A 25,538-nucleotide genomic window follows, 5' to 3' on the forward strand; every position below is an offset into this window, starting at 1 on the left:
GATGAACGCCTGCCACGCAAGTGAAGGGGCGCAAAGCGCAAACAAACTACAAAACGGGTGTGGAGGCTCGCTGCGTGATCAGCCGATCAACTCCATGCCACCACCAACAACCCGGCCCCCAGAACCAGGCACAACGGCGAATAAAAATACGTATCCCACCGCGCAAACCGCGAACCACCTACCTTCTTGAAAAAGCCCACCAGCTCCGAATCGCCGATCGCCCTGGCAAACATGATCACGGCGATCGCGCTGATGCCCCATTGCAATGCGCCATGGGACACCGCCGAAAAATACAGCCCGGCCCGCAGGCAAACGAGCAAGGCAATTGCCACTAGGCCCAGCGCCACCAGAAAGGTGCCCAACGCCGAGGGCTTGAACGCCGGGCGGGGTCCGCTGGCGAATTCGCCGGGGAGTTGGGGGATGGCGGCGAGGCTGCCGAGTTTGCCACCGGCGGCCCAATACAAATGCACCATGCTGACAAAGGTGAAAATACCGACGATCCATCGTGCGACGATAAAGCTCATGGCGGCCTCTCCCAGAATTTGTGCGATCTAGGATAGTCCCCCTGAGTTTTTTTGCAGGCATTTCGTCGGCGGCTGATGGTAAAGTGCCGCCCCATGAAAATCGCCCGTGCCGACCGTTCGCTCATTGCCTGGATGCTCTACTGCTGCGTCCTGTTCAATGTGTTCGCGTGCAGCATCGGTCATGGGCAGATGGTGGGCATGCAGCTCAATGGCATCGGCGGGCAGTTCTGTACCGTCGACCCACGCACCCAGGCGCCCAAACCGTCCAACTCCACCGATGAAAGCCTGCCGACGCTGTCCAAGGCGTTTGGTTGCCCGCTGTGTTCCACCGGCGGCATGGGCCCGGCGCTGAGCTCCAGCCTCAACGTCGCGGTGTTGCCGCAACCCCATGCACCGCCGCCGGCTATCGTACTGGCCGCTGACATCCCTGCCCGCTTCACCTGGCCCACGGCCCACCCACGGGCACCGCCCGCCCTCGCCTGATCCTCACGCTTTCTGATCTGCACTGACGCCGTTTCCGCAAGGAAGTACGGGCGACTGTGCGTTGTTTTCAAGCAGGTTTTCAGGATTCAAGCATGAAACATCTACCTCTGTTGGCGGGCCTGCTCGGCTGCCTGCCTGTCTGTGCCTGGGCGCTCGAACTCGCCCCGACTACCATCGATGGCGACCCCACCCGCGAACCCGGCCTGGCCCTGGACCAGTCCAGTGGCGTCGCTTCGCGGCTGGGGCTGAGCGTGCGCGAAACGCCTGCCTCGGTGGCTATCGCCAACCGCAATGACATCGAGCGCCATGGCGCCAAGACTTTCCGGGATGCGGCCAATACCTTGCCCGGCGTCAACGCCAGCGCGCCGCCGGGGTTTGGGGGCTTTGTCTCGTATCGCGGGTTTACCAGCAGCCAGATCACCCAGATGTTCAACGGCATCAACGTCGCCACGGGTCTGGCACGGCCGGTGGACGCGTGGATCTATGATCGGGTGGAGCTGGTCGGCGGCCCCTCGTCCTTGATCAATGGCGCGGGCTCCGTGGGCGGTTCGCTGAACTACGTGACCAAGCTGGCGACCCGCGAGGAACAGGCCGCCGAAGGCCAATTGACCTATGGCAGCTACGACACCGCCGGCATGGCGTTCGGCCTGAACCACGCGCTGACCGACCCCAGCGCCGACGTGCAGCATTACGCACGCCTGGACGTCAGCCGCAACACCAACCACAGCTACATCGACCGCGACCAGCGCGACGCCTGGAGCGTAGCGTTTTCCCTGCTCAGCGACCTCACCCCCAACCTGTCCCATACCCTGGCCCTGGAATACCAGGACGAGCATGAAGACAGTCCGTACTGGGGCACGCCGGTGCTGAACCCGAAGGCCGGCGAACTGAAGATCGATAAACACAACCGCTTCAACAATTACAACGTCGCCGACGGCCGTTACGAACAGCGCACGCTTTGGGCGCGCTCGATCATCGACTACCGGGTCAACGACAGCACCACGCTGAAAAATACCCTGTACCACCTGGACAGCCAGCGTGATTACCGCAACCTGGAGACCTACCAGTACAACGCCGATAACAGCGCGGTGAACCGCTCGACCGCGTATCAGGTACGTCATCAGGGCGAGCAGAATGGCAACCAGTTCGAACTGCGTCACGACGACAGCGTGTTCGGCCTCTCCACCACCTGGTCCGGGGGCTTCGAATACAAGGTCAACAGCACAACCAACAGCCCGCTGAGAGCCGCAGGCAACAGCACGGTCGATCCTGACCACTACGACCCTGGGCACTTTTACGATATCCCTGGCACCCGACCGGGCTTTATCAGGGACAAGACCAACGAGGTCACCACCAAAGCGCTGTTTGTGGAAAATCGCCTGGGCCTGACCGATAAGCTGACACTGCTGACGGGCCTGCGCTACGACGCCATCGACCTGGATGTCACCAACCACGGCGCGATAACCGCCAGCAGCCCACGGCACTTCACGCGCAGTTGGGAGCCGGTGACCGGGCGCGCAGGCCTGACCTACCAGTTCATCCCGACGGCCAATGTGTACGTGCAATACAGCACGGCCGCGGAACAGCCGAGCACCACCACCCAGGTATTCGACGTGTCGACCGGCAAGCAATGGGAAGTGGGGAGTAAATTCGACTACCTGGACGGTCGCGGTTCGGCCACCGTCGCCGCTTACAAAATCGAGCGCAAGGACTTTGCCGTCACCGACCCGTTGGACCCCATCAACAGCATCCCGGTAGGCGCGCAGTCGTCCAAAGGCATTGAGTTGGCCAGTTCGTTGCGCATCACGCCGCGACTACTCGCCGAAGGCAACTTCGCCTGGGTGGATGCCGAGTACGACCAGTTCAACGAGAAAATCGCCAGCGGCGCGGTGGTTTCGCGCAAGGGCAATACGCCGACCAACGTGCCCAAGCGTGTCGGCAACCTGTGGCTGACCTATGATTTTTCCGAGGATTGGCAAGGCGGTGTGGACGCGCGATATGTCGCCCAGGTGTATGCGGATAACGCCAACACCCAGACAGTGCCGGCCTACACCTTGTTCGGAACATTCCTGCGCTACCGGGTGGACGCCCACACCTCGGTGACCGGCCGCGTGCGCAACCTGACCAACGAGGTGTATGCCGAGTTCGCCCATGTGTCCCCGGCGTATTACCTGGGGGCGCCACGGACGTTTGAAGTGGCGGTGCAAACCCGCTTCTGACCCTGCAATACAAACCAATGTGAGAGCGGGCGTACTGTGGCACGCCCGCTTCCACATGCTTGATCTGCGTTCTGCAGCGGGATGGGCCGCTATTTCAGGCTGGCTTCAACCTTCTGCGCCACATCCTCCGTCAACCATGCCTTCCACACTTCGGGATGCGCCTTGAGGAACGCCAGCGCGACGTCCCGTGGCGCCGTGTGATTCTCGCTCATGGTCGCCAAGGCTTTGTTCAGCGGCTCAATCGGAAATTCGACCTTCTCGAAGAACCCGGCAATCCGCGGATGTTCTTTCTGGAACGGCGTAGACACCCCAATACTCAACTTGGACGCCAGAGACCGCGTCGGCTTCGGATCGGGATTGTCCGCATCCGTCAGCGTCTTCCACGCCTGTGCATCAAACGGCGGCTCTTCCAGTTGGATCAACTTGTAGCGCCCCATCAAGGGCGTCGGTGACCAGTAGTAGAACAGCACCGGCTTGCCACGACGAATCGAGGAGGCAATTTCGGCATCCAATGCCGCCCCCGAGCCACTGCGGAAGTTCACATAGCTGTCATCCAGGCCGTAGGCCTTGAGTTTCTGCTTGTTGACCACTTCCGAGGTCCAGCCAATGGGGCTGTTGAGAAAGCGCCCTTTGCCGGGGGATTCGGGGTCCTTGAACACGTCCTTGTAACGCGCCAGGTCCGCGACGCTTTTCAGGTCTGGCGCCAGCGGTTTGAGGCCTTTGGCAGGGTCGCCCTTGACCACGTACTCCGGCACCCACCAGCCTTCGGTGGCGCCCTTGACCGTATCGCCCAACCCGGCGACTTTGCCTTCGGCCTCGGCCTTGACCCACACCGGACTACGACCCGCCCATTCTTCGCCGATCACCTGGATATCATTCTTCGCCAGGGCGGTTTCCAGGGTGATGGTGGTGCCGGGCAAGGTGTCGGTAGGCAGGTCATAGCCCTTCTCGACGATATACCGCAGCACTTCGGTGATCAGACTGCCGCTTTCCCAGTTCAAATCAGCGAAATGCACAGGCGCCTGCGCAGCCGAAACGGGCAACGAAGCCACCGACAGACTCAAGGTCGCCAGGGACGCCGCCAACAGGGTTCTCAATCCTTTCATGCCTTTGCACCTCACGTGTTCGCAGCAAAAACGGACGGCTTTGCCGCCAATGCGCGAAGCCTCTGAATAGTTAAGTCAACTCAACTGTAGTAGAGGTTCCGGGAGATAAAGGCTGTTCGCTGTACGGCCGGGTTATTCGCTGGCCTTGAAGGTCACCAGTTCACCCTTGCGCCACTTGGCGGCCTTGCCGGTCACGGCCTTGAGGGTTTTGGTCAAGCCTTCCTGCAATTGTTCGTTGGCGGCAAACACCAGCATCACGCTGTGACCTTCCTTGAACACAATGCCCTGGCCTTCGGCCGAGGAAACAAAGGCATAGTCGCCCAAGCCATACACCGTCAACTTGATATCGCGGAACTTCAATTCAAACTTGCCACCTTCGCGACTGGGCAATACCGCTGCGCGAAAATGATCGCCTACCTTGAGTTCAAGGCGCTGTTTGTCATCCACGACCAACGCCGATTCGGTATCGATCTCGGCGATGTAGATGCCTTCCGGTGTTTGTTCAGTGATGTAAACAAAACGGGATTGAAACTGTTTGACCAACTTTGCGCGCAAATCACCCAGCACGAATAACGCGTGCATATCCAGATTACTGACTGCCAAGGAAACGCCCCCACATCAAAAAAAGCACTGTCCGCCGGAACGGGCAGCACAAAAAAACGGCCTTAACGGCACGCTCACACAACACATTTATTAAAAAACCTGAAAAAACGCCCCTTGCGCTGCCGTAAGACCAATACAGGCATACACGATAGGCCTTATGCAAGCCATCGATCTTCACAGCAAATCACAGGTTTAACGGCCCGAGAAGACGGGTCGAGCAGCTTCAGAGAATAACCCAATTAAAAAACGCAGTTTCCGACAATCTGCACAAAACAAAATACCTGGGTATGGAACCGAGTGCCGACCGCTGACGACAATACTAAAACAGCAACACGGGTCAAAACCACCCGTTCCGCTGCAGGCGGGCCAACCAGATCGATCGACAGGAGCTGACCATGCAACGACGTCAACACGACGCTACGTCTTCCGGCACTCATTCATCCTATCAAGACGAGCGCCAATACTACTGCTTGCAAAGCCATAATGGGTACTCGAACTCCGTGCTTTATCAAGTTGTACCCGCCGGCCGGAACTTCTTTCATATTCTGGAAGTAACCAGCGGCAGGATCAAAGGCTTTCGCAGCAACCATATCCGTGCCTGCGAACTGGCAAAAACCCTCGAAGCCGCACTGCACGCCCCTCATGGCGGGATCGTTTCGTCACCTGGATGACTTTACCGCGCCGCCGCCCCTCAACAACTGCCATACTGGTCCGTCGATTGAAGTTTGCCCCCTCGGGTCAGGTTTCATCAGTGCAGTTACCTTGAAGGGAAGGTTATACGTGACGGAATTTGATATTGGCGAATTTTTTATCCATGGCGAAGCCAGAGAAGTAGACGGTGAATTCCAAGCAGTTATCGTAATGCGTGCCAAGCCCCCCTTGACCACGATCACAATGCACCAAGTGGAAAAAGATCGTTGGTTCAAGACCGCAGACACCGCCGACATCGCGGCAAAAGAAGCCGCCAAGGCACTCAAGACTGCGGTGGACTCAGGGGCACTGACCACCTAAGAATCCGATCGAACTCTACTGCGCGAAAAGCCTCCGATGCATATCCCCCCAAACAACCGCACGGAGAACGATATGGACGCGCCAGTACCGACCCTTGAAACCCTGTTTGATCAACTGGGCCTGGATTCCACCCCGAAGGCCATCGATGCGTTTATCGCCGCGCATCCTTTGGCCGATGACGTGAAGCTGATCGACGCGCCCTTCTGGGCGCCCCAACAAGCTCAGTTGCTCAAGGAAGAACTCCGTGAAGACGCCGAATGGGCAATGGCCGTGGATGAACTGAACCAGCGTCTGCACCAAACGCAATAACGCCCCTCAATGCAGGCTGTCTGACTGTTCCATGCGCAACAGCGCTTGCCAGGCGGCCCTGCACTCCTCGGCTTCATCACGACTGGCGAAGGCCGTGCCACGCTGTTCACCGTTGAGCAGCACGACCCAACAAGCCTTTTGACCCCGCGCACGCAGGGTTTCGGGTACGCCACTGCCAATCATCACAGCGACATCGACTTTGTTTTGCATGGAGCTTCTCCGCGGCAATCGTTAGCTGACTAACAACGTCGGCCATGCTACGTTTTTCCTCCGGTCAGAAAAAGCTATCCCCTGAATAGTTCCATTGCATAAACCGCAACAATACTCAGCGCTTGGCCTTCGTGCTTTCGGGTTTATAGCCCAGGCGTAACCCACCCCAATGCCGGCCCTTGACCATGATCGGCACCGACAAGTCGTGCATCAGCTCGCCTGTATCGCGGGTGTAGGTCTGCAGCAGCACCGCTTGCTGATGGCTGCCACAGCGAATCCCGGTACGGTCGTCGAACTTGCGTTTGGTGCGATTCTGTACAGCGTCCACCTGTGCGTCGCCAGTCAACGGCTGGGAAAACGCCTTGTTGTGTGTCGGCACATACCCCTGCTGCGTACAGGCGATGGCAAATACCAGGCCCTCATGGCGCGGCAGCAGCGTCTCTTGAATCGCTGGCAATACCTGATCGGTGTAGCCGTCAAAGCGCGTGTGGAACTTGCTGGGGCGGGTGTTGGGGATCGACGTGTAGCTGCGGTCAAACAGATCCTCCAGGCTGATACGGTTTTGCAGTACATCCGCTTCGAACTGTTCAGCAATGCGGCTCGCGCCTTCGCGGGCGAGGTCGTAGATGCGTTGGTGATAGTCATCCAGCCCTACTTCGGCCAGGCGTTCGCTGATGGTTTCGGCCTGCCCTTCCATTTGCACGGCGGCATCGGCCAATTGACGGGTTTGCTCGTCGCTCACCGTCAGGTCGCTGCGCATTTGCTCCACGGCATGGAACAAGCTGTCGAGTTGGGCCCGGTTGGTATCGGTGCCCTGGGCGATTTCGTTGACCTGCCCTTCGACATCCGCCGCCAGGCTGGCGATGTTCTGCAACTGCTCACCCGCGTGCTCCACCTGCTCCACACCGGTTTGCAGGTCTGTCGACAGTTGGCGAATCTGTTCCACCACCTGGCCCGTGCGTTGCTGGATATCGGCCACCATGACCCCAACTTCCTCGGTGGCAGTTGCAGTACGGCCGGCCAGCCCGCGGACTTCATCGGCCACCACGGCAAACCCGCGCCCATGCTCGCCGGCACGGGCGGCTTCGATGGCGGCGTTCAAGGCCAGCAAGTTGGTCTGGCTGGCGATGGATTGGATCACCAGGGTCACCCGCTGGATTTCCTCGCTGCGCTGGCTCAGGGCTTCAATCATCTCGCGGCTGTCATTCGCACGTTGGCTGAGCTGGTGCATGCGGGTGATCGACTGGGCCAGCACTTCGCGGCCCTCGGTGCTGCGCTGATGCGCCTGGCTGGCGGCACCCAGTGCCTGGCGGCTGAGTTGGGAGGTGACTTGTTCGGTGCTGATCATCACTTCGGCGCTGCTGACGATCTGTTGGGCGGCGCTCAACTGCGACTGCAAGCGAGCAGCCAGTTGCTTGACCGAATAGGCCACGCCGGCCGCCGACAATGCGTTGTGGCTGGTGGTATGGGACAGGTCGCGGGTCAGGTCGCCAATGGCATCGGCCGCTTCAGACGGCGCCGCGCTAGGCGTGCGTTTTTTCAGGCGGGGCAGCCAGATCACCAGCAAGGCCAGTGTCAGGCAGAGATAAATCGGCAGGCTGGCAAACGCAAGGCCCAGCAGCACCAGCACCAGGGCGGTGCTCTGCAAGAGCGGCGTCAGCCAGCCGCGCAACCCGCTCACCATCGCTTGCGGTGGCACTGCTGCGCCCACCAGAGGTCCGTCCCCAGCCATCTTCGTCACCCCACTGCTTGTCATTATTGTCTCTGCATTAAACGCCACTATCCGGCCATTATCTATGGGCCTTTAGTGGGGGAGCTTGCAGCAGATCAATAGACCGGGCGTAACGGGTATTTTCCCTGGGGAGCGCAGTACTCGCCCCCCCGGCTTCAGCGCATCAGGCTTGGCGCTGGTGCTTGTCGATCTGCTCGTGGCGCTCTTGCGCTTCGATGCAGTACTTGGTGGTCGGGCTGATCAGCAGGCGCTTGAGGCCGATAGCCTCGCCGCTGTCATCGCACCAGCCAAAGGAATCTTCCTTGATGCGCTCCAGGGCGCGCTCAAGCTGCGGCAGCATGCGCTGGTCGCGATCAATGGCATTCACCAACCAGGTGCGCTCCTCTTCCACGGAAGCGGCATCCGCCGGGTCGGCCGGGGTGTCCAGGCTTTCAATGGCGATGCGGTTCTGTTCGATGCGCTCGTGGTGTTCCACTTTCATGTCTTGCAGCAACTGCTCAAAAAAAGCGTGCTGTTCGGCATTCATGTAGTCATCCGCCGGCATGGCCAGCAACTTTTCCTTTGTCATTGATTTCTCTATAAAAAATACGTGCATTAAGGCGAATAAGGGAGCGTTCCGGTCGACCTCTGCAGGTCTCGGAAAGGCGCCATCCATTCCAAGCGCCACCCGGCACTCAATTTACGAGGGGCGGCAGTCTAAGGCCGACTTGAGGGCGCAGCAACTGAAAAGACAGGCATTTTTTCCAAGATAACCGCCAAAGACACCAGGACGGGCTTGGCGAATGGTCATCGGAGTGCGTTTATAGCAAGAAATTCAGTGTTGTGGAGCTATATAGAAGACAAACGGTTAGATCTGATGAGCGCAGGTCTGAATGTGGGAGGGAACTTGCCTCCAATGGTGGAGTGTCAGTCGACACCTACTTGACTGATACACCGTCATCGGGGGCAAGCCCCCTCCCACATGTTGCACGGCGTCAGCGTTTGAGCTTGCGCTTGTTGCGATATTGGTCGATCACCACCGCCACCACGATAATCAGGCCCTTGATGATGTCCTGGATATACGCGTCGACCCCGACAAAGGTAAACCCGCTGGCCATCACCCCAAGGATCAGCGCGCCAATCACCGTGCCGGTGATGCGCCCTACCCCGCCGGCCAGGCTGGTGCCGCCGATCACAGCGGCGGCAATTGCATCCAGCTCGTAGGACATGCCCATGCCGGCCTGGCCGGTGGCGGCACGCGCCGAGGCCACCACACCGGCCAGGCCCGCCAGGAGCCCGGCGATGCTGTAGACGATGATCAGGTGGCGCTTGACGTTGATCCCCGAGGTGCGCGCCGCCTGCATATTGCCGCCGATGGCGTAGGTGTACTTACCGTACTTGGTGTAACGCAAGGCGATATGAAAGATCACCGCCACCACCAGAAAGATGATCACCGGCATCGCGCCATGCCCGATGGCCGTGTAGGAATCCGAGAGCATGCTCACCGGCTGACCTTCGGTGTAATAACGCGCCAGGCCACGGGCCGACACCATCATCCCCAGCGTTGCGATGAACGGCGGGATACCGGTCACCGCGATAATGCTGCCGTTGATCGCCCCCGCCAGCAGCCCCACACCGAGGCCAACCGCGACCGGAATCCACACCGGCAGGTCAGTCAGCGACGGAAACACCGCACGGGAAAAATCGGATGTTTGCGCAAGACTGGCAGCGATCATCGCCGATAACGCAAGGACAGAACCGGAAGACAGGTCGATGCCCGTAGTGATGATCACCTGGGTCACACCAATGGCCAACAGGCCGATGATCGACACTTGCAGGATCATCAGCACCAGGCGCTGGGAGTTCATCAGGAAGCTCTGGTCACGCACAATCCAGCCGAACACTTCAAACACCAGGCCGATGCCGATCAGCACCAGCAAGATGCTCAGCTCCGTCGGCAAGCGTCGACGGCGCTTGACCGTTGCCGTGGCAGGCTTGTTGTCTGTTATTGCATTCATAGCCAATCACCTTTTTATTCTATGGCGCGGGCCAACCGCAGGCCCGCGCGGCTGTTCGTCAGTGGACTGCGGTCATACCGGAGGCCAACTGCATGACTTTTTCCTGGGTCGCCTCTAAGCGGTCCAGGGTGCCCATCAGTTCGCCTTCATGCATCACCATCACCCGGTCGCTCATGCCCAGCACTTCAGGCAGCTCCGAGGAAATCATGATCACTGCCATGCCCTCGCTGGCGAGGAAAGAAATCAGACGGTAGATCTCGGCCTTGGCGCCGACGTCGATGCCACGGGTCGGCTCATCGAGAATCAGCAGGCGCGGCTTGGTCATCAGCCAGCGCGCCAGCAGGGCTTTTTGCTGGTTGCCGCCGGACAACGTGTCGATGCATTGCTCCAGCGACGGGGTCTTCACCCGCAGCTTCTTGCACATGTCTTCACACAGCGCACGCAGGGCTTTCTGCTGAATAAACCCATTGCCCGAATAATGCGGCAGCACCGCCATTTCCATGTTCTCCAAGACCGACAGGCACGGGAACAGCCCGCTGAGCTTGCGATCCTCGGTCAACAGCGCAAAGCCTTTGTCGATGGCCATGTGCGGGTCGGTAATACGCAGCGCCTTGCCATCGAGGGTTATCTGCCCGCGGGTGCTTGGGGTGATGCCGAAAATGGTTTCCGCCACGTTGGTGCGGCCCGAGCCCATCAACCCGGCGATGCCGAGGATCTCGCCGGCATGCAGGTCGAACGAGACGTTGTTGAACACGCCGTCCAGGCCCAGGTCGCGCACCGACAACAGCAACTCGCCGATGGGCGTTTCGCGTACCGGAAACAACTGGCTCAGTTCACGGCCGACCATCATCGAGATCAGGCTGTCGCCGTTCATGCTGTCGGCGCGCTGCAGGCCGATGTACTGACCGTCACGAAATACCGCCACTTCATCGGCGATGGCGAACACTTCATTCATCTTGTGCGTGATGTAGACGATGCCTTTGCCCTGGGCCTTGAGGTCGGCAATGATCGAAAACAGGTGGGCGACTTCCTTCTCGGTGATGGCGGACGTCGGTTCATCCATGATCAGGATGTCGGAATCGTAGGACACCGCCTTGGCAATCTCGACCATCTGCCGTTCGGCGATACTCAGGTTGCCCACATGCTCCTCGGGGTCGAGGTTGATGCGCAGGCGGGCGAGCAATTGCGCGGTGCAGCGGTGCATTTCGCGGTGGTTGACCATGCGCAGGCTGTTGAGCTGCTCGCGGCCGATCCAGATGTTCTCGGCGATGCTCATGTGCGGCATCAGGTTGAGTTCCTGGTGGATCATCGCGATCCCGGCCTTTTGCGCGGCCAGCGGCGTCTCAAACACAATCGGCTTGCCACGCAGGCGGATTTCGCCGGCGTCGGGCTGGTAGATGCCGGCGATGATTTTCATCAGCGTCGACTTCCCCGCGCCGTTCTCACCCATCAGCGCCAGCACCGAGCCTGGGCGCACGCGCAGTTGCACATCGGCCAGGGCCACCACACCGGGAAAACCTTTGCTGATGTTGAGGATTTCCAGCAGGTAGGGTTCTTCCAGCAGTGAAGGCTGGATACCGGGAGGCTGCGAGACAGTGGCTTGAGCAAGCATAGGACGGTACTCCATCGGCAGGGCGGGCACGACCGCCCTGCCGGCTTATTGTTGTGATGGTGGGGCTACTTGAAGTCTTTGACGTTGTCCGGGGTAATCAGCTTGAACGGGATGACAATGTTCTGCTCGATCGTCTCCTTCTTCGCCATCTTGCGCGCCGCCTCCACCGAGCCGACTGCCTGACCGTTGGCGTCCTGGAACACCGACACGGTCATTTCGCCTTTAGTGATCGCATTCAAGCCGTCCGGCGTGCCGTCGACCCCCGCAATCAAGACGCTGCCGGGCTTGGTGCCGGCCGACTTCAACGCCATGGCGGCGCCAATGGCCATTTCATCGTTATTGGCCAGCACGGCATTAAATTCGCGGCCCTGGGTCAACCAGTCGTTAACCAGGGTCATCCCGCGGTCACGCAGCCAGATACCGGTCTGTTCCTGCTCGATCTTGATCTGCGGGTACTTGGCCAGGACTTCTTTGATGCCCTTGGTCCGGTTGGTGGTGGAGTTGTTCGCCAAGTCACCGAGCAGGATCACGACCTTGCCCTTGCCGCCGAGTTTTTCGGCGATGTATTGCATTTGCATGCGGCCGGCCTCTTCATCATTGGAGGTCACGGCGGCCACGCCTTTGGGCAGATCTTTCTGGTCCGGTCGGCGGTTGACGTAGACCAGCGGAATACCCGCCTCGAGCGCTGACTTGCTGATTCGCGCCGTGGACGCCGTGTCCACCGGGTTGACGATGATCGCATCGACTTTCTGGCTGATAAAGTTCTCGACCTGGCTCAGTTGCTTGACCACGTCGGCGCGCGCGTCTTCGAACTGCAACTGCACACCATCGCCCTTGGGATAGGACTTGGCTTGCTTGTCCATGTACTCACGCACGTTGGTCAGGTAGGTGTCATCGAACTGCGACATGCTCACGCCGATCTTCAGATCGGCAGCTGTCGCAAAACCGCTGGCCAGCAGCAGGGACAACGCCAGCGCGGTAAAACGGATCGGGGTCTTCATGAACGGTCTGTCTCCACTTTCTTGTTGGTTTTCTGGACGTAGCGTTTATCAGAGCGAGGATGACGGCAGGCGGACGACCGGTGCTCCCGGAATGCAGCACACCAGGGCGCCTTGGTTTTCGACGCACAGCACATTAAGGAAGGAAAAGTAAAACGGCCGGGCGCGGGGCAGACCGCGTGGCGTGTGGGCAGGGCGTAAAACTCGCAGTACAGCGTTGAAGATTTTCATCTGACGGTACCTGGTTGTTTTTGATCTTGTTTTTGTTGAGTCGCCGGGATCGAATCCGGGCGTACTTTATGCAACCTGGAAAAGACTTTATTGGAAAATAATTTCTATATCAACATATTTTAGAATTTAATTCTATTTCCATTGAAACCACCTGCTGCCGCTCGGCGCTCAGGCGTGCAGCGTCCAGGACACGGGTGGTTTCCAGCGCCTCATAGGCGTCCACCGGCAGCGGCCCCTGCCCTTGCACGGCAGACTGCAACTGGCGATAGAACTGCGTCCAGCAGCCTTTCTCCGACGGCACACGCTCGCGCTCCGCGCCTTGTTCGAACCAGCCCCAGCGGCGGTGCTCCTCAAATCCCCAGTGCTCGCCCTCGGTTTTGGGCGACTTGCCGGCCATCAGTGCGTCTTCCTGGCCGTCCAGCCCTTCGATGGTGTAGCAACCCAGGGTGCCGCTGACCCGCAAGCGCGGTGCCGGGCTGTTCTGCAAGGCGTTGCCCCACAGGTGGGAAATCACCCCGTTGACGTGGGTCAGGGAGATAAAGAAGCCGTGGTCGATGCTGGGGTGTTCGGCGCTGTAGTGCAGTTGCGCGAAAACCCGATCCACCGGGCCGAACAGTTGCAGCGCCTGATCCACCAGATGGCTGCCCAGGTCGCGCAGCCAGCCGCCGCCACTGGCATTGCCCAGCGCTTGCGGGCTGAAACGCTCGACGCGGGATTCAAACCGGATGACAGCACCGAGGGCGCCGGCGTCGATCAGTTTGCGCAAGGTCAGGAAATCCGAATCCCAGCGCCGGTTCTGGTAGACGCTGAGCAACACGCCGTGGCGTTCGGCCGCAATGATCAGCGCCTGGGCCTGTTCTGCGTTGGCGGCAAAGGGCTTATCGCTGACGACGGCGACGCCGTGCTCGATGGCTTCGAGTACCAGTGCCGGGCGCCCTTTAAGCGTGGTGGAAATCACCAGGGCGTCGACGCCGGCCTCGACAATCTGGCCGATGCTGTCAAAGGCTTTAACCCCTGGAAAATCAGTGCTCAATTGCTCGCGGCGCTCGGGTGAGCGAGTCACCACACCAACAAAAGTAGCGCCTGGCAGGGTTGCAATCAGCGGCGCATGAAAAAAGCGCCCTCCATGGCCGTAGCCGACCAGTCCAATTCGCATACATTCACTCCTTCATTGAAGTGCACACCCAATCCAACTGTGGGAGGGGGCTTGCCCCCGATGGCGGTGGAGCAGATACAAACTTATTGGCTGACCCACTGCTATCGGGAGCAAGCCCCCTCCCACATTGACCGCGTGTTAGCCGTAGAAGGCAGGGTTGCCTCCATCGCCATAGCCGACCAGTCCGATTCGCATACATTCACTCCTTCATTGAAGTGCACACCCAATCCAACTGTGGGAGGGGGCTTGCCCCCGATGGTGGTGGAGCGGATAAAAATTTATTGGCTGACCCACTGCTATCGGGGGCAAGCCCCCTCCCACATTGACCGGGTGTTAGCCGTAGAAGGCAGGGTTGCCTCCGTGGCCATAGCCGACCAGTCCAATTCGCATACATTCACTCCTTCATTGAAGTACACACCCAATCCAACTGTGGGAGGGGGCTTGCCCCCGATGGCGGTGGAGCAGATACAAATTTATTGGCTGACCCACTGCTATCGGGGGCAAGCCCCCTCCCACATTGACCGGGTGTTAGCCGTAGAAGCGCGGACGCTCAGGCAGGCTGACTTGGACAATTTGCCCACTGCCTTGCGCTTCGATACACGCATCCGCCGCGACCGCCGCCGCAAACCCGTCCCACGCCGACGGCCCGCCCACTTGCCCGGCGCGCACGCTGTCGATGAACGCCTGCAACTCGACGTCATAGGCGCCGATAAAGCGGTCTTTCCAGTCCATCAGAATCGCATTGGACAGCTTGGCCTGGCTGCGCAATTGCACCTGCGACGGCTCCGGCAGCTTGGCGATACCGGTCTCCCCCACCACTTCGCACTGAATGTCATAGCCGTACTGGCAGTTCACAAACACTTCCACATCGATGCGCGTGCCCTTGGCGGTTTCCAGCAGCACGATCTGTGGGTCGCGCAGATGCGCCAACGCTTTGCTGGTCTTGCGCGGGAACACCACTTGCACGGAGACGTAGTCGTCATCGAGCAGCCAACGCAACACATCCAGCTCGTGGATCAAGGTGTCGGTGATCGCCATGTCGGTCTTGTAGTTCTCGCCCACCCGCGGGTTGCGGTGCGCGCAGTGCAGCATCAGCGGCTCGCCGATCTGGCCGCTGTCGATCACCGCTTTGAGGGCGCGATAACCTTCGTCATAAGGGCGCATGAAGCCCACTTGCACCAGGCGCTTGCCGTGCGCCACTTCAGCTTCGACGATCCTGCGGCAGCCGTCGGCGGTGACCGCCAGCGGTTTTTCGCAGAACACCGGTTTGCCAGCGGCGATGGCCGCGAGCACGAACTCCTCATGGCTTGGACCCCAGGAGGTGACGAGAATGGCCTCAACCTGAGGCGAATCGATCAGCGCATGGCCGTCCGCATACACCTCCGCGTCCAGTTTCAGATCCGCCACCACCTTGGCGGCCTGCGCAAGGTCGATGTCGGTCACCGCCACCACCTGGCTGTTGAGCAAGGTCTGGCTGCAACGACGAATATGGTCCCGGCCGATAGCGCCCGTACCGATAACACCCAGCTTCAACGACATACATTCACTCCTCTTGTTATTAGTACTGCCGGGCCTTGGCCAGCTGTTCATTGAGTTTTTTCGCCGCAGCACGGGTGCGTTCGCTGGTGGAGACCTGCGCCACGCCCACCCGCCACCACGACAGGTAGCCGTGGATCATGGTCTTGGGCAACACCTTGATATCGATCAGCGTCGACACCGTTTGCGTGCGCGCATCGGCCAGCGCCGCTTCGAGCTGCGCCACGCTGCTGACCTTGTAGGTTTTGCAGCCGTAGGCCGCCGCGCTCATGGCGAAGTCCACCGGCACCAGGCCGCCGTCGAGCTTGCCGCTCTCGGGGTTGCGGTAGCGGAACTCGGTGCCGAAGCTGTCCATGCCGTTGCCGATCTGCAGGTTGTTGATGCAACCGAAGGCCATGTTGTCCAGCAGCACCACGTTGATCTTGCGCCGCTCCTGGATCGAGGTGGCCAGCTCCGAATGCAGCATCATGTAGGAGCCATCGCCGACCAGCGCATACACCTCGCGCGTCGGCTCGGCCAGCTTCACGCCGAGCGCAGCGTTGATCTCGTAGCCCATGCACGAATAACCGTACTCGACGTGGTAGGTGTTGACGCCCTTGCTGCGCCAACTGCGCTGCAAGTCACCGGGCAGGCTGCCGGCGGCGGCGACGATGATCGCGTCGTCGGCCAGGACCTGGTTGAGCACGCCAAGGACGCGACTTTGGGTCAGGCACGAGCCGGTCAGCTCGATGAATTCGCGCAGCACAGCGCGGTCCAGGTGGTCGTTGACCTCCGGCACGAAATCGTCGCCCGCGTATTCCACCTGATGCACCCGGTCGACTTCCGCGTCCAGTTGCGCCCTGGCGTCGCGTACCTGCTCACCCCACCCGGAGCGATAATCCCCGAGTGCTGCGGCCAATGCCTCAAGGGCGACTTGCGCATCCGCCAGCACTTGCACGCCATCGAGCTTCAACGCGTCGCAGGGGCTGATATTGAGATTGAGGAACTGCACGTCAGCGTGCTTGAACAGCGACTTCGACGACGTGGTGAAATCGGTGTAACGCGTACCGATCCCGATGATCAGGTCGGCCTCAGGGGCCAACAGGTTCGCGGCCAGGCAGCCGGTCTCGCCGATCCCGCCGACGTTCAGCGGATGGCTGGACACCACCGCGCTCTTGCCCGCCTGGGTTTCGGCGAAGGGAATCTCGAAGCGTTCGGCAAACGCCTGCAAGGCGGCATTCGCGCCGGAGTACTTGACCCCGCCGCCGCAGATGATCAACGGCTTGCGCTTGCCCTTGAAGGCCGCCACGGCGTCGCCAATCATCGCCTCGGTAGCCGGGCGACGGTCGAGGCGGTGGACGCGTTTTTGCAAGAAATAATCCGGGTAATCCCAGGCCTCGGCTTGCACATCCTGCGGCAGCGCCAGGGTGACGGCGCCGGTTTCGGCCGGATCGGTGAGCACGCGCATGGCGTGGATCGCCGCGCTCATCAATTGCTCGGGGCGGTTGATGCGGTCCCAGTATTTGCTCACCGAACGGAAGGCGTCGTTGGTGCTGATGCTCAGGTCATGGAACTGCTCGATCTGTTGCAGCACCGGGTCGGGCTGGCGGCTGGCGTAGACATCGCCGGGCAACAACAGCAACGGGATACGGTTGGCCGTGGCGGTCGCGGCAGCAGTCAGCATATTCGCCGCCCCCGGGCCGACCGACGCGGTACACGCGTAGATCTTGCGCCGCAGGTGCTGCTTGGCAAAACCGATGGCAGCGTGGGCCATGCCTTGCTCGTTGCGGCCCTGGTGGACCACCAGGTCGCCGCTGTCCTGCGCCAGCGCCTGGCCCAGGCCAAGCACGTTGCCATGCCCAAAAATCGTGAACACCCCGGCGACAAACTTGCTCTGCACGCCATCGACTTCGATGTATTGGTTATCCAGAAACTTCACCAGGGCCTGGGCCATGGTCAATCGGGTGGTGGTCATGTCGCGCCCCTTAAAGGTCGAGCAGCCAGCTGTGCTGCGGGTCGTTATGAAAATGCCAGGCGCGCTTGGGGCCGGCCATCACATTGAGGTAATAGGACTCGTAGCCATACGGCACGCTGACCGGGTGATAACCCTTGGGCACCACCACCAGGTCGCTGTTTTCCACGGCCATGGCCTCATCGATGCTGCGGTCGTCGGTGTACACCCGCTGGAACACGAAGCCCTGGGGCGGGTTGATCTGGTGGTAATAGGTTTCTTCGAGAAAGCTCTGGTGCGGCAGGTCGTCGGTGTCGTGCTTGTGCGGCGGGTAGCTCGACGAGTGCCCGGACGGCGTGCGCACCTCCACCACCAGCAGCGAATGGGCGGGCTCGCTGTCGGGCAGGATGTCGCACACGTAACGGGTGTTGGCACCTTTGCCGCGCACGCTGCGTTTGCACTGTTCGGGGCGGATCAAGCGTGGCGCGAAACCCGTCGCGCCAGGCGCGGCGCAGACCGCGAGCTGTACGTCGCTCAATGCCGTCACCTGGGCGTCGGTGCCCGGCGGCAGGTAAGCGGCAAAGGGCGATTTGTCTTCAAATACCGACTGACGATCGCCGAGGTTCTGCCAGCTAAAACCGTCGCCTTCGATCGTCACCCGACCGCTGAGCAGCACCAGGCACAGCTCCTGATCGCCGGCGGTGACTGGCAGGGTTTCGCCCAGGCTCAGGCGGTAGGCGGCGAAGCCGACGTAGTCCAGGCGACCTTCTTCGAGGGCGACCATGGTTTGCCCGCGCTTATGGCTCTTGACCAGCAAGCTCATTGGCCCGTCCTCTCGTTGAGCAGCGCACGCAGGGTGTCATAGCCTTTTTTCGCATAGATATAGCTGGGCGCAACGGCTGGGTCCTGCTCGGCTTCGACCACCAGCCAGCCTTGGTAATCCGCGGCCAGCAGCACGTCGAGCAACGCGGCAAAGTCGATATCGCCGTCGCCCGGCACGGTGAAGGTGCCGTTGACGATGCAGTCGGGGAAGCTCCACATCTGGTTGCGCGCCAGTTGCACCACCGCTTTGCGCACGTCCTTGAAATGCACGTGGCACACCCGGTCGATGTGCTTGCGCAGTACTTCGAGGGGTTCGCCGCCGCCCATGTAGCAATGGCCCGAATCGAACAGCAGGCCGACTTCCGGGCCGGTGCGGCGCATCAGTTGATCGATGTCCTCCGGCGATTCGACATAGGCGCCCATATGGTGGTGGTAGGCCAGGCGCACGCCCTGGGACAGGGTAAAGCGCGCCAGTTCGGTGAGTTTATCGGCGTAGTCCTGCCAGGCCTGTTCGCTGTGGAAACGCGGGCGTTCGATCAGGCGGATGCGGGAGCCCTGGATCGAATCGGCGACTTCGCCGTACACCAGCACCGTAGCGCCATTGTGTCTGAGCAACTCGACGTGAGCGGCGATGGCTTCGATTTCCTGCGCCACCGAACGCTGGGCCAGGCGGCTCGAATACCAACCGGAGACCAGCGCCAGATCAAAGGGGCGCAACACATCGGCGACGCCCTTGGCGTCCTTGGGGAATTTGCCGTTGAGTTCAAAACCTTCGTAGCCAATCTGCTTGCCTTCGCTCAGGGCGGTGCTCAGCGGCGTTTCGCCGCCCAGGGCCGGCAGGTCGTCGTTGCTCCAGGAGATCGGGTTGATGCCAATTCGGATTGCGGGCATGGCTGCACCTTTATTATTTTCAGGTATCACTGAGATCTGCATTCTGTGGGAGGGAGCTTGCTCCCGATGGCGGTGGTGCAGTTACAGAAGTGTTGCCTGACACACTGCCTTCGGGAGCAAGCTCCCTCCCACATTGGATTACATTTCAAATTAAGCACTGCGCTCAGCTTCTGGCACTGCACCAGGCACTTATCAATTGCTCGAAAGTGGCCTGGACTTGCCGGATCAGGGTCTCGTCATCAATCTCCCCCGCCATCCACGCGCGGCTCGGTGCCTGGAAGATCGTGCGCCCCACCGCAAAACCACGGCAGGTGCGGCTCTGGCTGGCCTGGCGGAAGCCCTCGGCCAGGCGTTCGGCCGACGCATTCAGGCCCAGCAACACCACGCCACGGCAGTACGGGTCGCGTTCCTCGATCAGTTCGTCGAGTTTTTTCCAGTCCTCGGCCGACTGCGCCTCGATCTTCCACCACGCCGGGTAGATCCCCAGGTTGTACAGGCGCTTGAGGCTGCGGTAGAGCACATCGGGGTAGGTGGATGGGTGATCCTTGGGCGGGATGACTTCCAGCAACAGCTCATGTCCGCTGACCAGCGAAGCCTCGTACACCGCCTTGAGTTGCGCTTCCTGTTCCAGGCGCAGCAGCGGTTCGTCATCGGGGTGGTATTGCACCAGGCACTTGATGATTTGCTCCTGGGGCCAGGCGATCAGGTTGCTGCCGATCGAACGGCCGTGTTCGAACGCCAGGGGCCGCGAGTTCTGCACCTCCACCGGGCGTGCGATCCACCAGCCACGACCGCTGGCGGCGTTGAGCGCGTCCTGGCCGAAGCGCTGGTCGGCGAGCAAGCCCACATCGGCCTCGACGCCCTGCTCGCGCAGCTTCTTCTCCACGCGCTCGACGGCCTGGATAAACAGTTGCTTGATCGCGCTGATGCGGCTCGCGTCCTGGCCACCGCGTTGGGCCAGGTCGACCAGTTGCCAACGGTGGTCGAAGGCAAATACGAACAGCTGCTTCCAGGCCTTGCGCGGCACCGTGACGCGGTGCAGGCGTTGCAGAGTCGCGTCTTGATCGGGACGGGTGATCGGCACCGGGCTGTTGAACAGGTAATCCAGCTCGGCGGGCGTCGGCATGGCCGGTGCGCAGGCGTGGCGCGACACCACCAAACCACCGCAGGCATTGGCCAACTGGCTGCATCGCGCGTCGTTGGCATCGTTCAGCCAGCCGCTGAGAAAGCCCGCCATGAACGCATCGCCGGCACCCAGCACGTTTAGCACTTCGACGCGCACGCCGGGGTAGATCGCGCCGTCTTCCAAGCGTGCCGGGATCGCGCCGTGGATCACCGTGCAACCCTGCGGGCCGAGCTTGAGCACCAGGGTCGCCGGGGTCAGCTCACGGACCGTGCGCAGGGCGCTGAGCAAATCCTCACTGCCGCCGGCGATCAAGAACTCCTCTTCAGTACCGACGATCAGATCAAAGCGCGGCAGGATGTTCTGCACGTGCTGGCTGACACTGCGGTCGGCGACAAACCGGGTTTCCCCATCGGCCTTGCCTGCCAGGCCCCACAACACCGGGCGGTAGTCGATGTCCAGCACGCGCCGGACGTTGTGTTTGGCCGCGTAATCCAGGGCCTGGAGGCTGGCCTTGTACACGCCGTCGGTGGAGAAATGCGTGCCGGTAATCAACAGGGCCTTGCTGGAGGCGATAAAGGCTTCGCTGATGTCTTCGGCGCGCAGGGCCATGTCGGCGCAGTTTTCGCGGTAGAACACCAGCGGGAAGGTTTCGCGGTCCTTGAGGCCGAGCAACACCAGGGCGGTGAGGCGTTCCGGGTCGACCTTGATGCCGCTGACATCGCAGCCTTCACGGGCCAGGGATTCCGTCAGGAAGCGGCCCATATGGTCGTCCCCGACCCGGCTCAACATCGCCGACTTGAGGCCCAGGCGTGCGGTGCCGAAGGCGATGTTGGCGGAAGAACCGCCGAGGTACTTGGCAAAGCTGGAAACGTCCTCAAGCCGCGCACCGACTTGCTGTGCATAGAGGTCGACGCCCAGGCGCCCGAGGCAAATCAGATCCAATTGACGCCCACTGGCAAAACGAGTCTGGCCCATGCTGGCTCCTGTTATTTTTATCAGCCTGCGTTGTGCCACCGTGGCGACGGCAAACGCTCTTGGTGGAGCAGACTAGAACGTTCAGCGAACTCAATCAATATTTATTCCATAATTATTTTTAGTGGAATTTTTATTCCAATACGTCAGCATAGAGGCACGCCAGCGACACTGCATCGTTTCAGCCGCCCACTCGCTGGCGCATGCCGGGGTATTTTTTTGCGCCTACCCTGTAGACTTGCGCCCACCATCAGCGCACCAGATGAACCCGCCAAAAGGATTGCCCATGTCCCGCACCGATCAGCCGGCCACGCCCGAGACCGCTCCCCAAGACACTCTCGCCAGCCCCCCGATCAATGCCGAACGCCTGCTGCAGCTGATCACCGACGAATACGAAAGCCTGCCACGCCAGCTCAAGCGCATCGCCAGCTACATGAGCCAGCAGAGCGACCGGATCATGGTCGACCGTATCAGCGACATCGCCCGCGAATGCGAAGTGCATCCGTCGGCCATCGTGCGGTTTTCCCAGCGTTTCGGGTTCAGCGGGTTCAGTGAGATGCAGGCGCTGTTTCGCGAGGCGTACACCCACAAGACCACGCCGGTGCAGAACTATCAGCAGCGCATCCGCAGCATGATCGCCAACAAGTCGCAGAAGGCCAGTGGCGGCGACCTGGCGCGCGAGTGCGTCAACGCCACCCTCTCGGGCATTGAGCGCCTGGGCCTGGAACTGGATGACACGGCGTTCGAAAAAGCCGTGGACCTGGTGGTCAACGCCGACAACATCTACGTGGTTGGCGTGCGCCGTTCGTTTGCGGTGGCCGACTACCTGGTCTACAACCTGCAGCACACCAACAAGCGCATCCACCTGATCTCGGGCCTGGGCGGCAGCTACCGCGAGCAGATGCGCAGCGTGCGCGCCAATGACCTGGTGATCGCCATCAGCTTCACGCCCTATGGCAAAGAGACCCAGCACTGCCTGCGTATCGCCCAGCACCACCAGGCCAAGACCCTGATCATTACCGACAGCAACCTGTCGCCCCTGGCCAAGCGCGCGAACGCAGTGTTGCTGGTGAATGAAGGCTCATCGTTTGCCTTCCGCTCCCTGAGCGCCACGTTGTGCCTGTGCCAGGCGTTGTTCATCGCGGTGGCGTATCGCCTGGAGTTGAAGGTGGATGAGATTCATGAGCAGGTGGGCTTCGATGATTGACGGAGGATCTATCACCGGAGCAGCCGATTGACACGCCTTCATCGCAGGCAAGCCCGCACATAAGGGTAGGCGGTGTTTATGAAGACTGTGTCAGTTTTGCCAACATGAAGTTTTATTTAGGAAGCGTTCAGCCATTTCTTGGCAAAATGCCCACACTTCTAGTGTGAATCGCTCACCAGGTAATCCTATGACCCGTATTTTGACCATCGAGGATGACGCCGTAACGGCCCGCGAGATCGTCGCCGAGCTGAGTAGCCATGGACTGGATGTAGATTGGGTGGACAACGGTCGCGAAGGCCTGGTCCGCGCCGTGAGTGGTGATTACGACCTGATCACCCTTGACCGTATGCTGCCGGAACTCGATGGCCTGGCCATCGTCACCACCCTGCGCACCATCGGCGTGTCGACGCCGATCCTGATGATCAGCGCGCTCTCCGATGTCGACGAGCGGGTACGCGGCCTGCGCGCCGGTGGGGACGACTACCTGACCAAGCCGTTCGCCTCCGATGAAATGGCCGCCCGCGTCGAAGTGCTGCTGCGGCGTAAAAGCACGGTCAAGGAATTCGAAACCGCCCTGCGCGTGGCCGACCTTGAGCTGAACCTGATCAGCCGTGAAGCCAGCCGCGCCGAGCAGCCGCTGAGCCTGCTGCCCACCGAATACAAACTGCTGGAATTCCTGATGCGCAACACCGGGCAGATTCTGTCGCGGATGATGATCTTCGAGGAAGTCTGGGGTTATCACTTCGACCCCGGCACCAACCTGATCGATGTCCACATCGGGCGCCTGCGCAAGAAGATCGATCCACCGGGCCTCACGCCGCTGATCCGCACGGTACGAGGTTCCGGTTATGTCATTGCTGAACCCCTCTAAGGGCTGGCGCTCCTCCAGCAGCCGCTTGCTGGCGCTGTACAGTTCGCTGTTCGTGGCCTGGAGCTGCATCCTCATGGGGGTGCTGTATTACGAGGTGTCGGGTTATCTAAGCGACCTGTCGCGCCATTCGCTGATGCAGCGTCAGCACCTGTTCCAGCGCTTCGACGGCGACGAACTGGTGGAAGCGCTGACCACCAGCATGACCTTCGACATGAAGGGTGTAGACGCCTATGGCCTGTTCGATGAGCAATTTCGCCCATTGAGCGGGCCGATCCATGCGATCCCGTCCGACTTACCCCTGGACGGCAAGATCCATGCCCTGGCCAATTGCCTCGACTCCGACGACCCGAAACTGCCCAAAGACAGCTGCGACGCCGTCGCCACCCACACCGCGGACGGCCGCTGGCTGGTGCTGGTGCGCGCCAACGGCTCGCTGTTCGGGGTGACTCGGATCATCTGGCACGCGCTGCTGTGGGCGGTGTCCCTGACCATCATCCCCGGCGCCGCCGGCTGGCATTTACTGCGCCGCCGCCCGTTGCGAAGGATTCGCGGCATCCAGGCCAGTGCCGAGGCCATCGTCGCCGGCGACCTCACCCATCGCCTGCCGCTGTCGAACCGGCGTGACGAACTGGACATGCTCGCCGCCATCGTCAACGCCATGCTCGACCGCATCGAGAAGCTGATGAACGAGGTCAAAGGCGTGTGCGACAACATCGCCCACGACCTGCGTACCCCGCTCACCCGCCTGCGCGCGCAGTTGTACCGCATCAAGCAACAGGCCGAACAAGACTCGGCCCACGCGGTGCAACTGGACGACGCCATCGCGGAAACCGACACCCTGATGGCGCGCTTTCGCGGGCTGTTGCGCATCTCGGAACTGGAAGACCACCAGCGCCGCTCGGGTTTCCTGGTGCTGGACCCGCTACCGCTGCTGCGCGAACTGCACGACTTTTATCTGCCCCTGGCCGAGGAAGGCGAACTGCGACTAGTACTCGACACGCCGCCATCCCTGCCCTGGATCACCGGCGACCGGGCCTTGCTGTTCGAGGCCCTGGCCAACCTGCTGAGCAACTCGATCAAGTTCAGCCCACCGGGCGGCGAAGTGATTTTGCGCGGGGTCAACGATGCGGGCAGCACGCGTATCGAAGTCCACGACTCCGGCCCTGGCATTCCCGTAGCAGAACGCAAGGCGGTGTTCCAGCGGTTCTATCGCGTGGATGAAAGCGACCAGCAAGGCGGGTTTGGGTTGGGCTTGTCGATTGTCGCGGCAATCATCAATCTGCATGGTTTCAAGCTGGACGTCGGCACCAGCCAGCGCGGCGGTGCGCGGTTGGTGCTGGAGTGTCGCCAGCAACTGATGCCCGAAGCCTGAGACCTCCCACATTGGAGCTCAGTTGCCGGATCGGTCGGGTCAGGCCGGAAAATTGCCGCGCAGCGCCTCAAGCCCACCGCTGTAGACGCCGGCAAACAGCGCCTCCACCGCCTCGTCCGTGGTGCCCGCTGCCGCGGTAAACACCCCCGACCATGTCACCTTCGCCGACGACTCCGTCAGGGCTTCCACCTGCAACGTCGCCAAGTAGGCACTCACCGGAAACGGTGACTCCACGATGGTGTAGCTGTAAGTGCGCGCCACGTTATCAAAGGTCTGCAAACGCTCCACCACCACACCACCATCGGCGGTTTGCAGGTGACGCACGCGCCCACCTTCGCTCGGTTCGCTCTTGACGATCAGCGGCAGCCAGTCCGGCAAGGCGTTAAAACCGCCGACCAATTGCCACACCTGATCGGCCGAAACCGGGACTTCAATGACAGAAGAAGCTGTAGGCACAATCAATACTCCAGACAATAAAAATTCAGATCGCCAGATCCATCGCACCGACAGTCGCTGGCGACCGGGGTTAAACACTGTACGCCAGCCGATTCGTCACTTCACCCAGATTCGTGGTGCGACGGAGGCTCGATAAGCCCCTGCGCTCCTGACCATTCGTCGCC

The 25,538-nt window shown here is 60.8% G+C and carries 25 protein-coding genes; 8 read left to right on the forward strand and 17 right to left on the reverse strand.

The window, feature by feature from the left end:
* Window positions 1-86: 86 nt before the first annotated feature.
* Window positions 87-524, reverse strand: coding sequence for a DUF3995 domain-containing protein (locus J2Y83_RS15340; RefSeq protein ID WP_253396436.1), 438 nt, complete (start codon window positions 522-524; stop codon window positions 87-89).
* A 93-nt stretch (window positions 525-617) separates the two neighbouring features.
* Between J2Y83_RS15340 and J2Y83_RS15345 the strand changes: the two genes are divergently transcribed.
* A complete protein-coding gene (locus tag J2Y83_RS15345; RefSeq protein ID WP_253396438.1) occupies window positions 618-1,007 on the forward strand; it encodes a DUF2946 domain-containing protein in 390 nt (129 codons plus the stop codon).
* Window positions 1,008-1,099: 92 nt separating this feature from the next.
* Window positions 1,100-3,226, forward strand: a complete 2,127-nt coding sequence (locus J2Y83_RS15350; protein WP_253396440.1) for a TonB-dependent receptor — start codon at window positions 1,100-1,102, stop codon at window positions 3,224-3,226.
* A gap of 89 nt (window positions 3,227-3,315) precedes the next feature.
* On the opposite strand, the gene J2Y83_RS15355 is transcribed toward J2Y83_RS15350, so the two are convergent.
* Window positions 3,316-4,332, reverse strand: a complete 1,017-nt coding sequence (locus J2Y83_RS15355) for an ABC transporter substrate-binding protein (protein WP_253396442.1) — start codon at window positions 4,330-4,332, stop codon at window positions 3,316-3,318.
* 132 nt (window positions 4,333-4,464) lie between these two features.
* Window positions 4,465-4,914, reverse strand: coding sequence for a hypothetical protein (locus J2Y83_RS15360; protein WP_017846547.1), 450 nt, complete (start codon window positions 4,912-4,914; stop codon window positions 4,465-4,467).
* 416 nt (window positions 4,915-5,330) lie between these two features.
* Here J2Y83_RS15360 and J2Y83_RS15365 point away from each other — a divergent pair, with 416 nt between their 5' ends.
* From J2Y83_RS15365 to J2Y83_RS15375, 3 genes are all read left to right on the forward strand, one after another.
* Complete coding sequence (locus J2Y83_RS15365; RefSeq protein WP_247402420.1) at window positions 5,331-5,606, forward strand: hypothetical protein; 276 nt, start codon at window positions 5,331-5,333, stop codon at window positions 5,604-5,606.
* A 109-nt stretch (window positions 5,607-5,715) separates the two neighbouring features.
* On the forward strand, window positions 5,716-5,946 hold the full coding sequence (locus J2Y83_RS15370) for a hypothetical protein (RefSeq protein ID WP_247402423.1): 231 nt from the start codon (window positions 5,716-5,718) through the stop codon (window positions 5,944-5,946).
* Window positions 5,947-6,018: 72 nt separating this feature from the next.
* Window positions 6,019-6,255, forward strand: coding sequence for a DUF2789 domain-containing protein (locus tag J2Y83_RS15375; protein ID WP_253396444.1), 237 nt, complete (start codon window positions 6,019-6,021; stop codon window positions 6,253-6,255).
* A gap of 6 nt (window positions 6,256-6,261) precedes the next feature.
* Here the strand turns inward: J2Y83_RS15375 and J2Y83_RS15380 are convergent, their stop codons facing one another.
* The 13 genes from J2Y83_RS15380 to J2Y83_RS15440 form a co-directional block, all read right to left on the reverse strand.
* Entirely contained in the window at window positions 6,262-6,465 is a 204-nt protein-coding gene (locus J2Y83_RS15380; RefSeq protein ID WP_247402428.1) for a hypothetical protein, read from the reverse strand.
* A gap of 115 nt (window positions 6,466-6,580) precedes the next feature.
* Complete coding sequence (locus J2Y83_RS15385; RefSeq protein WP_373423753.1) at window positions 6,581-8,221, reverse strand: methyl-accepting chemotaxis protein; 1,641 nt, start codon at window positions 8,219-8,221, stop codon at window positions 6,581-6,583.
* A gap of 139 nt (window positions 8,222-8,360) precedes the next feature.
* Window positions 8,361-8,765, reverse strand: a complete 405-nt coding sequence (locus J2Y83_RS15390) for a TraR/DksA family transcriptional regulator (protein WP_078742055.1) — start codon at window positions 8,763-8,765, stop codon at window positions 8,361-8,363.
* A 406-nt stretch (window positions 8,766-9,171) separates the two neighbouring features.
* Window positions 9,172-10,194, reverse strand: a complete 1,023-nt coding sequence (locus J2Y83_RS15395) for an ABC transporter permease (protein WP_247402430.1) — start codon at window positions 10,192-10,194, stop codon at window positions 9,172-9,174.
* A gap of 58 nt (window positions 10,195-10,252) precedes the next feature.
* The gene (locus J2Y83_RS15400) at window positions 10,253-11,806 is read right to left on the reverse strand and encodes a sugar ABC transporter ATP-binding protein (RefSeq protein ID WP_253396446.1); all 1,554 of its coding nucleotides are present in this window, start codon (window positions 11,804-11,806) and stop codon (window positions 10,253-10,255) included.
* Between the two features lie 65 nt (window positions 11,807-11,871).
* Complete coding sequence (locus J2Y83_RS15405; protein WP_253396448.1) at window positions 11,872-12,807, reverse strand: sugar ABC transporter substrate-binding protein; 936 nt, start codon at window positions 12,805-12,807, stop codon at window positions 11,872-11,874.
* A 48-nt stretch (window positions 12,808-12,855) separates the two neighbouring features.
* The gene (locus J2Y83_RS15410) at window positions 12,856-13,035 is read right to left on the reverse strand and encodes a hypothetical protein (RefSeq protein ID WP_076952495.1); all 180 of its coding nucleotides are present in this window, start codon (window positions 13,033-13,035) and stop codon (window positions 12,856-12,858) included.
* A gap of 109 nt (window positions 13,036-13,144) precedes the next feature.
* Window positions 13,145-14,191, reverse strand: a complete 1,047-nt coding sequence (locus J2Y83_RS15415; RefSeq protein ID WP_253396450.1) for a Gfo/Idh/MocA family protein — start codon at window positions 14,189-14,191, stop codon at window positions 13,145-13,147.
* A gap of 528 nt (window positions 14,192-14,719) precedes the next feature.
* A complete protein-coding gene (locus J2Y83_RS15420; RefSeq protein ID WP_253396452.1) occupies window positions 14,720-15,730 on the reverse strand; it encodes a Gfo/Idh/MocA family protein in 1,011 nt (336 codons plus the stop codon).
* A gap of 19 nt (window positions 15,731-15,749) precedes the next feature.
* Window positions 15,750-17,681: a 3D-(3,5/4)-trihydroxycyclohexane-1,2-dione acylhydrolase (decyclizing) gene (gene iolD, locus J2Y83_RS15425; RefSeq protein WP_253396454.1), complete on the reverse strand. Its 1,932-nt coding sequence runs from the start codon at window positions 17,679-17,681 to the stop codon at window positions 15,750-15,752.
* 10 nt (window positions 17,682-17,691) lie between these two features.
* A complete protein-coding gene (iolB, locus tag J2Y83_RS15430) occupies window positions 17,692-18,480 on the reverse strand; it encodes a 5-deoxy-glucuronate isomerase (RefSeq protein ID WP_253396456.1) in 789 nt (262 codons plus the stop codon).
* A complete protein-coding gene (gene iolE, locus J2Y83_RS15435) occupies window positions 18,477-19,370 on the reverse strand; it encodes a myo-inosose-2 dehydratase (protein WP_253396458.1) in 894 nt (297 codons plus the stop codon). Before iolE ends, iolB begins: the two co-directional genes overlap by 4 nt.
* Window positions 19,371-19,533: 163 nt before the next feature.
* Window positions 19,534-21,471, reverse strand: a complete 1,938-nt coding sequence (locus J2Y83_RS15440; RefSeq protein WP_253396460.1) for a bifunctional 5-dehydro-2-deoxygluconokinase/5-dehydro-2-deoxyphosphogluconate aldolase — start codon at window positions 21,469-21,471, stop codon at window positions 19,534-19,536.
* A gap of 283 nt (window positions 21,472-21,754) precedes the next feature.
* On the opposite strand from J2Y83_RS15440, the gene J2Y83_RS15445 reads away from it, so the two are divergent.
* The 3 genes from J2Y83_RS15445 (at window position 21,755) to J2Y83_RS15455 (ending at window position 24,918) form a co-directional block, all read left to right on the forward strand.
* Complete coding sequence (locus J2Y83_RS15445) at window positions 21,755-22,675, forward strand: MurR/RpiR family transcriptional regulator (RefSeq protein ID WP_253396462.1); 921 nt, start codon at window positions 21,755-21,757, stop codon at window positions 22,673-22,675.
* A 187-nt stretch (window positions 22,676-22,862) separates the two neighbouring features.
* A complete protein-coding gene (locus tag J2Y83_RS15450; protein WP_003219726.1) occupies window positions 22,863-23,546 on the forward strand; it encodes a response regulator transcription factor in 684 nt (227 codons plus the stop codon).
* Complete coding sequence (locus tag J2Y83_RS15455) at window positions 23,524-24,918, forward strand: sensor histidine kinase (RefSeq protein WP_253396464.1); 1,395 nt, start codon at window positions 23,524-23,526, stop codon at window positions 24,916-24,918. The genes J2Y83_RS15450 and J2Y83_RS15455 overlap by 23 nt, the downstream gene beginning before the upstream one ends.
* Before the next feature lie 39 nt (window positions 24,919-24,957).
* Here the strand turns inward: J2Y83_RS15455 and J2Y83_RS15460 are convergent, their stop codons facing one another.
* Window positions 24,958-25,374 carry an SRPBCC family protein gene (locus tag J2Y83_RS15460; protein WP_253396466.1) on the reverse strand — a complete coding sequence of 139 codons (417 nt, stop codon included), beginning with the start codon at window positions 25,372-25,374 and terminating at the stop codon, window positions 24,958-24,960.
* Window positions 25,375-25,538: the final 164 nt, after the last annotated feature.

The sequence above is a fragment of the Pseudomonas marginalis genome, from assembly GCF_024169655.1.
In the GTDB taxonomy this organism is placed as follows: domain Bacteria; phylum Pseudomonadota; class Gammaproteobacteria; order Pseudomonadales; family Pseudomonadaceae; genus Aquipseudomonas; species Aquipseudomonas paraveronii.

What these genes read in the sequence shown, in the direction of transcription:
- J2Y83_RS15340 (WP_253396436.1), bottom strand. Translation starts at nt 524, where the DNA reads ATGAGCTTTATCGTCGCACGATGGATCGTCGGTATTTTCACCTTTGTC.
- J2Y83_RS15345 (WP_253396438.1), top strand. Translation starts at nt 618, where the DNA reads ATGAAAATCGCCCGTGCCGACCGTTCGCTCATTGCCTGGATGCTCTAC.
- J2Y83_RS15350 (WP_253396440.1), top strand. Translation starts at nt 1,100, where the DNA reads ATGAAACATCTACCTCTGTTGGCGGGCCTGCTCGGCTGCCTGCCTGTC.
- J2Y83_RS15355 (WP_253396442.1), bottom strand. Translation starts at nt 4,332, where the DNA reads ATGAAAGGATTGAGAACCCTGTTGGCGGCGTCCCTGGCGACCTTGAGT.
- J2Y83_RS15360 (WP_017846547.1), bottom strand. Translation starts at nt 4,914, where the DNA reads ATGCACGCGTTATTCGTGCTGGGTGATTTGCGCGCAAAGTTGGTCAAA.
- J2Y83_RS15365 (WP_247402420.1), top strand. Translation starts at nt 5,331, where the DNA reads ATGCAACGACGTCAACACGACGCTACGTCTTCCGGCACTCATTCATCC.
- J2Y83_RS15375 (WP_253396444.1), top strand. Translation starts at nt 6,019, where the DNA reads ATGGACGCGCCAGTACCGACCCTTGAAACCCTGTTTGATCAACTGGGC.
- J2Y83_RS15380 (WP_247402428.1), bottom strand. Translation starts at nt 6,465, where the DNA reads ATGCAAAACAAAGTCGATGTCGCTGTGATGATTGGCAGTGGCGTACCC.
- J2Y83_RS15385 (WP_373423753.1), bottom strand. Translation starts at nt 8,221, where the DNA reads ATGACAAGCAGTGGGGTGACGAAGATGGCTGGGGACGGACCTCTGGTG.
- J2Y83_RS15390 (WP_078742055.1), bottom strand. Translation starts at nt 8,765, where the DNA reads ATGACAAAGGAAAAGTTGCTGGCCATGCCGGCGGATGACTACATGAAT.
- J2Y83_RS15395 (WP_247402430.1), bottom strand. Translation starts at nt 10,194, where the DNA reads ATGAATGCAATAACAGACAACAAGCCTGCCACGGCAACGGTCAAGCGC.
- J2Y83_RS15400 (WP_253396446.1), bottom strand. Translation starts at nt 11,806, where the DNA reads ATGCTTGCTCAAGCCACTGTCTCGCAGCCTCCCGGTATCCAGCCTTCA.
- J2Y83_RS15405 (WP_253396448.1), bottom strand. Translation starts at nt 12,807, where the DNA reads ATGAAGACCCCGATCCGTTTTACCGCGCTGGCGTTGTCCCTGCTGCTG.
- J2Y83_RS15410 (WP_076952495.1), bottom strand. Translation starts at nt 13,035, where the DNA reads ATGAAAATCTTCAACGCTGTACTGCGAGTTTTACGCCCTGCCCACACG.
- J2Y83_RS15415 (WP_253396450.1), bottom strand. Translation starts at nt 14,191, where the DNA reads ATGCGAATTGGACTGGTCGGCTACGGCCATGGAGGGCGCTTTTTTCAT.
- J2Y83_RS15420 (WP_253396452.1), bottom strand. Translation starts at nt 15,730, where the DNA reads ATGTCGTTGAAGCTGGGTGTTATCGGTACGGGCGCTATCGGCCGGGAC.
- iolD (WP_253396454.1), bottom strand. Translation starts at nt 17,681, where the DNA reads ATGACCACCACCCGATTGACCATGGCCCAGGCCCTGGTGAAGTTTCTG.
- iolB (WP_253396456.1), bottom strand. Translation starts at nt 18,480, where the DNA reads ATGAGCTTGCTGGTCAAGAGCCATAAGCGCGGGCAAACCATGGTCGCC.
- iolE (WP_253396458.1), bottom strand. Translation starts at nt 19,370, where the DNA reads ATGCCCGCAATCCGAATTGGCATCAACCCGATCTCCTGGAGCAACGAC.
- J2Y83_RS15440 (WP_253396460.1), bottom strand. Translation starts at nt 21,471, where the DNA reads ATGGGCCAGACTCGTTTTGCCAGTGGGCGTCAATTGGATCTGATTTGC.
- J2Y83_RS15445 (WP_253396462.1), top strand. Translation starts at nt 21,755, where the DNA reads ATGTCCCGCACCGATCAGCCGGCCACGCCCGAGACCGCTCCCCAAGAC.
- J2Y83_RS15450 (WP_003219726.1), top strand. Translation starts at nt 22,863, where the DNA reads ATGACCCGTATTTTGACCATCGAGGATGACGCCGTAACGGCCCGCGAG.
- J2Y83_RS15455 (WP_253396464.1), top strand. Translation starts at nt 23,524, where the DNA reads ATGTCATTGCTGAACCCCTCTAAGGGCTGGCGCTCCTCCAGCAGCCGC.